Raw genomic sequence first — 5,261 nt, 5'->3', positions numbered from 1 at the left:
AAATGACTGAGAAACAGATATTAAATGATTATTTAAATGATTTTTAGGTAAATCAAGGTTAATAAAGGGGGACGATGTTTTTTCGTCCTCAAAGCTTGGTGTATCAACGTTTTCAGCACGTTCTGGACTTGTCACAGGAGTTGTCACAGGAGTTGTCATTTCTTCTTGTTGAAGCGTTTGAATACCTGTTGTATCGTGTGCAAAAAAGATTTCCTCACAAATTTGATCAAAATTCTTATGGCTTTTAAGGATAAACACATAGCTATCAGGATGAGCACCTGTTGTATCTTCTTTGATATAACGTGCCACGATCATAAACGGTGTTGCCTTTAACGACTTCACAAAGCGAGAAACGGTACTTTGAGATACATCAAATTTTTGCATAAGTGTTTTTGATTGGATTGCTTGAATGCCCGTAGCAACAAGGTTATAAATCACGTAATCTAACATTTCCATACGTTTTTTAGGGAATACTTTATGTAAGGCCAATTGTTGTTTTTTGAAATGAGTACGAAGTGTTTCTAAAAACGCTTCTTTCTTTTTGCGAAGGGTAGGTTTCTCTTTCCATAACCATTTGAATCGTCCGTTGAAGGTATTTACATCTTGTAAATAGCAAGTCAATATCTTTGTCATTTGTTCATCTTCTCCTTTAAGGAACACAAAAAAGACACTGTTTCCCTGAAGAAAGGAAAACAATGTCTTAATTAAGATAAACTAAGCCCTTGAAATAGATGTCAATTTCGTATAAAATAAAACCATAAGTTTTATTTTGTACAAAACTAACTCTATTAACAAGAGACTTCGACAAGTGTTTTCCCTAGTCGCATTAGGGGGAACGGTTTAAGGGTGCTTCCAACACCTCTTAAACAGTTGAAGTCTTTTTTCTATTCCGGTCATTTTTGTTAGTTTAATTATAGCGTTAAGTAGTCTTATAATTCAATAAAAAATTAGCAAAATATATCAAAACAAGTATTTTTGGCTACGATCCTTTTGTTATTTCTTTAGGAATCGACTTCATCATAGCTGAATTTGTGGAATCTGGGGAGGGGTATTTTTTTACCCCTCCCCAGATATTTAAAAGTGTGTTATAATGCTAGATTTTTAATAACTTTGAAGATTTATTGGTTCTTACACTTTCAATGATAATCGCAAATGGTTATTCTGGGTAGGGTGATTTTTTGTAGTCCTTTTTTGGAAAGAGGGTGAGAAAAAATCACCCTATGCAGCATGTTAAACATATGATAGGGACAGATTCCACCTCATGTAGAAGCTGCTCTTTTGTTGAAGTCTGAGGTTGGAGATTTTCCTAGAAATTTCACAGCGCTCCACCATTTTAATGTTGATTCTAATTAAAATTTCAAGGTGTCCTTCCCAGTCGAATTATTCATTAAAAATAGCTAATTTACAAACCTGTTTTTTCAAAATTACTGTCATGATTGTTCGAATTTCTTTGCTTCCTCATCAATTTTTTTAACAGTAGTAAGATCAACAGTTCTTATTTTACTTTCTATATTTTATTTAAAATCCCCAAAATAGTGGTGCCCTTTAAAAAATAGAGAGAAGAGCATAAGGGGTTTTTGCCCCCACAGGCTGTGTGAGGTTAGGCAGAGCCTAACAAAACCTTGGGTACAAAGAAATGCTTGCAAGAACCCCCTCAGCGCACCCTCAAATTAAAGGACAGTCCCTTCAACGACCCTTCAGTGATTACAACATTTGTTCCAGGAACCCCTTCAACGACCCTTCATAGTTGATAAATGTCTCCTCGAGGGTCACTTCATTTTGAATTGTTTTTTGGGAAAATAAGACAGAAGCAAACAATCTTTTTTATTTCTTTTGCATTTTCATAATCAAAACGGCAATTTCTTTTTGCTTATAATACAAGTAATTTACGCGTGCTTTTTTATCATTCATGAATCAATTTTTATTCTATAAACGATTACCATTCTGAAAAAATACACGTTCACAAGCGTCGATATTTATTTTTTTTATGTAGAAAAAAATTTATAAAAAAGAAAATGAAAGGTTATGGAAAAGCCGAGACAGAATCCAAAATTGTGGAAAAAAAGATGCGATTCAATCTAATGATGAAAGCATTCAATTCTATGAAGGTGACCAAAAAATTCTACAAGAAAAGATCCAAAAATTAAGTGAAAAGCAACAGGATTTTGCTATGAAGTGAAAAAACACATGTTCACAGTAGGTCAACATGTGTTTTTTTGAGGTTCACAGCAGGTTCACATCATTAGTTTTTCATGTTCACAGTAGGTTAACAGGGCAGGGTTTAGGTCAACAGTAGGTTCACATTCAATAGGTTTTCTTGTCCCCACGGTTTTGCTAGGCTCTGCCTAGCCCCACACCTATGGTGGGGGCAAAAACCCCTTATGCTCTTCTCTCTTTTGAAGTGGGGACTCACAATTTACAGGAAAGGAACGAATATGATGGATAGGTTTTTACGAAATATAGATCCAATTGACATTAAAAAATAAATGGAATTGAAAAATAAAAAAGATTTCTCGCTAAGATTTCTTTAAAAGTCGACTTAAAAAGGTGGAGGTATTGAGAGAGAAAAAGTATTAGGACAAAAGGAAAAAGAGAAATTATAAAATGGATTTACAAAATCTTTTGCACGGAATAATGGAGCACAATCTACAAAAAAAGAATTGTAGCACAAGAAATGGAACGTTAAAAAAAGCAAAAGTTTGAAAGCGAAATGAAGGCAGAAGAGTCTTCTTTTTTTATATTAGGAAGGGAGAAGGAGAGAAGAAGAAGAGAAGAAGAAGCAAGATAACCAGCGAATTAAGATTTGATTATTGTTAACAAGTACTATAACAAGCTAGCTTATTTTCATAATGGTTATATGGAAATCGTTGATCAAGTTAAAACAACGGGAGAATTTTATGCTCATGAAGTTACAGGTGAAAAAGAGAACATGGGATTTTTTGTTTGTCCTTCTTGTCTGGTAAGAGTACATTATAAAAAAGACCACTTCTTTTTACGTGAACATTCGGCAAGTTGTACATATGTAAAGGGTCAGTTGGATAAAAAATATAGGTGAATAAAAGAGAAAGCCAGACTAGTTAAAACCAGTCTGGCCTCTTAAGATAACATGTGCATTGAAATCGAAAGATATTTGGATTATAGCATATTCCAGTTGTCCGTAGAAGGATAGGCTGAAAATCTCCGTATTTAATAGAAAGTCCGGACTAATTAAAATAAAAAAAGGTGCTTTCCCTTAGGGAAAGCACCTTTTTTCGAAATTAAAGTATTGGTTAAACGTATTATAACATGTTTTGCTCCAAAAAGGTAGGGGGATTTTGTCATAACCAAAGTGTGAAACGTAGACAAATACGCATTGATCATAGCTAGGATATTCTGATGTGCAGTTTTAAAATGTTGAAAAAGCACCTCTGAACGGGTGCTGTGAATTAAGCTAGTTCATCGTTCTGGTTTTTTAGGAACTTACTTTCTAACTCTAATTGTTTCATTCGTCGTTGTAATCCTAAATTCTCTAAGTCTTGTTCTAACTCAGAAAATAAGTCAGTTCGTTCTTTAGCATTTCCCCTTAGTTTTCTAGTAGTTGCCAACCGCTTTTGTTCTTTTGAATCCATATTAACAGCCCCTTCCTTGTGATTTGCTAGATTCGACATGGCAGATGAAATATCCTGTAAAAAGACACTTATCTAGAAATGCGACAGCAGTAAAATACAAAAAAACATCCGTTTAGATAGGATGTTTTTATTCTACTCTTATTTCGTTTTCATCTTTATAGCCTGCTCCTGTCGAGCTTCAATTTTTTCTTCAATCTTTTCCATGACCTTTTTATCTTCTAGTATTTTATGTCTGTTTTCATTGACTAGGTTTTGAAAAGAGGGTTTTAACTTTCTCATAAGGGCACTTCTTTCTTACTGTTAAGTTTAGTCCGTAGACAAGTATGATTATAACCATTAAATGAAATAAAGCAATTATTTGCTATCATAAAATGAAGAGTGGAATCCTTATTCTTATAATAGTCAACTTAAGAAGAGTAAGGTAGCTACAATAGTACATACCTTTTGTATTAGGGTTCTATTTCCGTTATTTGCTATCGGTATACCTATGTGTTATACTCCAATTAACTTATTTTTGTTCGGTATATTGAGAAAAGAAAAAACCCTAATTAGAAGTTTTTATCTTGAAATAGTATGTTTGGGCAAGATTGGTAATACATTTGTGGAGTATTCCACAGCAGGAGGCAACATTATGACACAAGGTACAGTAAAATGGTTTAATGCAGACAAAGGTTTCGGTTTCATTGAAATCGAAGGCGGAGACGATGTATTTGTTCATTTCAGTGCTATTCAAGGTGAAGGTTTCAAATCATTAGAAGAAGGTCAAAAAGTTACTTTTGATATCGAGCAAGGTCAACGCGGAGCACAAGCTGCTAACGTTCACAAAGCATAATTAAAAGTAATCACAAAAAAGACTCCTGTAAAGGAGTCTTTTTTTATGGTTTTATAGTTAGAATACCGTGATTTATCTACTATCAGTTAAATAGAAACCCCAGGCTTTAAAAAAGCCTGGGGTTTAGTCAAGACGATCGATACAAGGTTAACTAGTTATAACATACAATAGAATTAGAAAGCAAATATGAACAAAGACTTTTTTATGTATAGGTAGTGTTTAATCTTTCTAAAAGCATAGGTTTATATTATCTTCTATGGGGGTTACGGGGGATTTTATCAATAAGGCGTTTTTTAGCCTCCATCTGACTTTTACACAAAGGACATTTCTGGTGACTATCGTAAGAAAAGTCTTTCCTCATCCACCCTTTACACTCTTCTACTGTACATTCCCAAATTTCTGTTTCTTCTTGAACCGGAGGTTCTTGATTTCTTTTGTTATAATACATACTCATCACTACTCCTCTCTTTATAAGTATGCCTTATAAAGAGAGCATAAATACTTTATATCTTTTATGCCGTTCATATTTTACTAGAATCAATCTCATAGTTGAAAATAAGAGTAAACAGGTGGAACATGAATAGTAAAGTATAGCAATTCATGTTTGGAGAATACTTGTTACGGTGATGTGTAAAATACAATGAGAATAAAAAATAATGTTTTTTAGGAAAACTATTGACGTTTCATTTGATATGTTTTATTATTATAAAGCGTCGTTGAAACGACAACTTGTTTTACGGAATATTGAACTTTGAAAACTGAACAAAGCGACAAACGTCAACGTTAATTTTTATTTTTTAAATGAGCAAGTCAAACATTTC

General features: G+C 33.5%; 4 protein-coding genes and 1 pseudogene. 1 reads left to right on the top strand and 4 read right to left on the bottom strand.

Features of this window, described 5'->3' with window-relative positions; translation table 11 throughout:
- The 3 genes and pseudogenes from AC4NPH_RS30925 to AC4NPH_RS30915 form a co-directional block, all read right to left on the bottom strand.
- Positions 1-633 (bottom strand): annotated as a pseudogene (locus AC4NPH_RS30925) (replication protein); the annotation flags it as partial.
- Between the two features lie 2,792 nt (positions 634-3,425).
- On the bottom strand, positions 3,426-3,608 hold the full coding sequence (locus tag AC4NPH_RS30920; protein ID WP_097813104.1) for a hypothetical protein: 183 nt from the start codon (positions 3,606-3,608) through the stop codon (positions 3,426-3,428).
- Between the two features lie 138 nt (positions 3,609-3,746).
- Complete coding sequence (locus tag AC4NPH_RS30915; RefSeq protein WP_080743162.1) at positions 3,747-3,887, bottom strand: FbpB family small basic protein; 141 nt, start codon at positions 3,885-3,887, stop codon at positions 3,747-3,749.
- A gap of 352 nt (positions 3,888-4,239) precedes the next feature.
- Here AC4NPH_RS30915 and AC4NPH_RS30910 point away from each other — a divergent pair, with 352 nt between their 5' ends.
- Positions 4,240-4,440 carry a cold-shock protein gene (locus tag AC4NPH_RS30910; RefSeq protein WP_013056497.1) on the top strand — a complete coding sequence of 67 codons (201 nt, stop codon included), beginning with the start codon at positions 4,240-4,242 and terminating at the stop codon, positions 4,438-4,440.
- A 247-nt stretch (positions 4,441-4,687) separates the two neighbouring features.
- On the opposite strand, the gene AC4NPH_RS30905 is transcribed toward AC4NPH_RS30910, so the two are convergent.
- The gene (locus AC4NPH_RS30905; protein ID WP_053488574.1) at positions 4,688-4,888 is read right to left on the bottom strand and encodes a cold-inducible protein YdjO-related protein; all 201 of its coding nucleotides are present in this window, start codon (positions 4,886-4,888) and stop codon (positions 4,688-4,690) included.
- Between the last annotated feature and the right edge of the window lie 373 nt (positions 4,889-5,261).

The organism is Priestia sp. MDV22-iso46, assembly GCF_058629175.1.
The sequence above is the reverse complement of the archived record's forward strand: the minus strand, read 5'-3'. Positions and strand labels throughout refer to the sequence as shown.

Coding starts and splice junctions, on each gene's coding strand:
- AC4NPH_RS30920 (WP_097813104.1), bottom strand. CDS start 3,608: ATGGATTCAAAAGAACAAAAGCGGTTGGCAACTACTAGAAAACTAAGG.
- AC4NPH_RS30915 (WP_080743162.1), bottom strand. CDS start 3,887: ATGAGAAAGTTAAAACCCTCTTTTCAAAACCTAGTCAATGAAAACAGA.
- AC4NPH_RS30910 (WP_013056497.1), top strand. CDS start 4,240: ATGACACAAGGTACAGTAAAATGGTTTAATGCAGACAAAGGTTTCGGT.
- AC4NPH_RS30905 (WP_053488574.1), bottom strand. CDS start 4,888: ATGTATTATAACAAAAGAAATCAAGAACCTCCGGTTCAAGAAGAAACA.